The organism is Sphingomonas sp. BE138 (assembly GCF_031456125.1).
In the GTDB taxonomy this organism is placed as follows: domain Bacteria; phylum Pseudomonadota; class Alphaproteobacteria; order Sphingomonadales; family Sphingomonadaceae; genus Sphingomonas.
In genome coordinates this window covers 1-1,945 of sequence record NZ_JAVDUC010000066.1, presented here as the reverse complement: position 1 = coordinate 1,945, position 1,945 = coordinate 1, and the positions used below count along the sequence as shown (strand labels likewise).

The following is a 1,945-nucleotide window of genomic DNA, read 5'->3' as shown; positions in this document are numbered from 1 at the left end:
GCCGATCCAAACCCTCGATGAAACGGCTCATTCTAGCGCCTCCATCAATGAGGGAAGGCTACCACATCAACGCGTTTCCACACAGCCTCGGTGGAAACCGGACCTACGGCTCTCGGGTCGGTGAGTACGCAGAGCGTTCGTTGGCTGGCCCGATCGCTTCCCTAAAATGATGGTGAAACAGAGATGTTGGCCATGATGGAACGTTTCGGCGTCGCGCGCGCGTTCAGCCAATGGCGCAAGGGTCGGTCGTAGACCCGTTCCAAGACATCCGCCAAAACGACAACTACCAAAATCATCACCATCCACAGCAAGCTTCGGCTGGCTACCCCGCTGCCGGACACGTCGACGACGTGATAGGCCGCGGTGATCAACGGGACGTGGATCGCGTATATTGGGTATGACAGGCGCCCCGCCTGCCGTGCGAGTCGCGGAAAGCGGAAGGGGCGGGGATCACTGAGCGCCAGCCAGACGACCGCCGGGCAGAACACCATGGCGACGCACCCATCAACCAGCGCGCGGGGGATCGTGACCCTTCCGGCACCGATGACGACCATGACGAACAGCGCCATCGCAGCTAGGGAACTGTTCGGAAAACTTCGCGGCACGCCCTTCACCCACAAACGTTGCATCAACAGCCCGGTGAAGAACCCGAAGGCAACACGCGCGAACCCCCCGGCGACGCCGCCGCTGGCAACGCCGATGTCCGCGCTGCCGAGTTGCATGATGGCGCCGCAGAAGAGCGCAGCAGAGCCCAGTACGATCATGCCGAGACGTCCCACGCCCAAATGACGCGCGACGACGCCGTGCGCCAGATTGGCCGCCAGCTCGAAGAACAGGCTCCACTGCGGTGTATTGAGCGGGAATATGGGTCCGGTGGCCCAGAGAAGCGGTACGATAGCTGCCTGTGCCCCTATCTGGACGAACAACGATGGCGGCGCGATGTCATACGACACGAAGCATAACGACAGCAGCGCCCCCAAAAAGATCATTGGGTAAAGCCGCCGCACGCGCGATTGGAGATAGGCGCTGAGGGTGATCGATCCCTGCTGCAGGTCCGTTTGATAGGCATGGCCGATCACGAAGCCGCTCAGCTGAAAGAATAGATCGACACCCAGATAACCGCGAGCAAACAGGTGCGTGACGGGATCGGCGCACGATAGATGCAGAACGAGGACGAAGAAGGCACCGATCCCGCGCAGGGCATCAAGCGATGGATAGTGATCTTTACGCATGTGGCAGCGGGCTCCGGGCCGCTTTGCTAACGATCGCGGGTTCACGAATGGTGCATGGCGCCTGCGCCAGGCGCGAGCCAACGCCCCCCAACTTTACCGCGAGCAATGCTCGCTGGATCATTGCGGCATGGATCGCCCCAGGGCGATCCTTTATCTGGGTGCCGACAGGCGGCGGGGTGGCCCGAGACTGCCCGGGCGCTTCACAACGCCGATCTCCGATCAGGAGGCGGGGCGTGAAGCGTTCCCGATTGAAAGCCGTAGTCGGAAGGTGGCACGCCTATCGCGCCGGCAGGCATCCCGAGCATCCGCTTTCCTAGGTGTTTGATCCCACGGTTTGATGGTGCGATCCTTTCGTTCGAATGGAAGGGAGCCGTATGGGACAGGTACGTCACGGGAGCGCCACGACCACGCACGCCGTCCGAGCAGCAATACAGCGATCGCAAGCTTCGCTCGCGACGCTGAGCCGGGAGCCGGGGATCAACCCGAAGACAGTCGCGAAGTGGCGTAAGCGGGCGACGGTCGAGGATCTGAAGACCGGGCCGAAGGCCCCTCATTCAACCACCTTGTCCGAGGCTGAAGAGGCAATGGTAGTGGCGTTCCGGCGGCACACGCTGCTGCGGGAGTGTCAGGAATTCTGTGCGGGAGGCATAGTGATGGACAGGAAGGACCATCGATATGGCAATCGACGAGGACGTTCTGGACCAGCTGCTGGC

The 1,945-nt window shown here is 61.9% G+C and carries 1 protein-coding gene and 1 pseudogene; one reads left to right on the top strand and one right to left on the bottom strand.

Annotated features, from left to right (window positions below; translation table 11 throughout):
• Nucleotides 1-161: 161 nt before the first annotated feature.
• On the bottom strand, nucleotides 162-1,232 hold the full coding sequence (locus J2Y58_RS20850; RefSeq protein WP_310107404.1) for an acyltransferase: 1,071 nt from the start codon (nucleotides 1,230-1,232) through the stop codon (nucleotides 162-164).
• Nucleotides 1,233-1,606: 374 nt separating this feature from the next.
• On the opposite strand from J2Y58_RS20850, the pseudogene J2Y58_RS20845 reads away from it, so the two are divergent.
• Nucleotides 1,607-1,849 (top strand): annotated as a pseudogene (locus J2Y58_RS20845) (IS481 family transposase); the annotation flags it as partial.
• Nucleotides 1,850-1,945 lie beyond the last annotated feature (96 nt).

Coding starts and splice junctions, on each gene's coding strand:
- J2Y58_RS20850 (WP_310107404.1), bottom strand. CDS start 1,232: ATGCGTAAAGATCACTATCCATCGCTTGATGCCCTGCGCGGGATCGGT.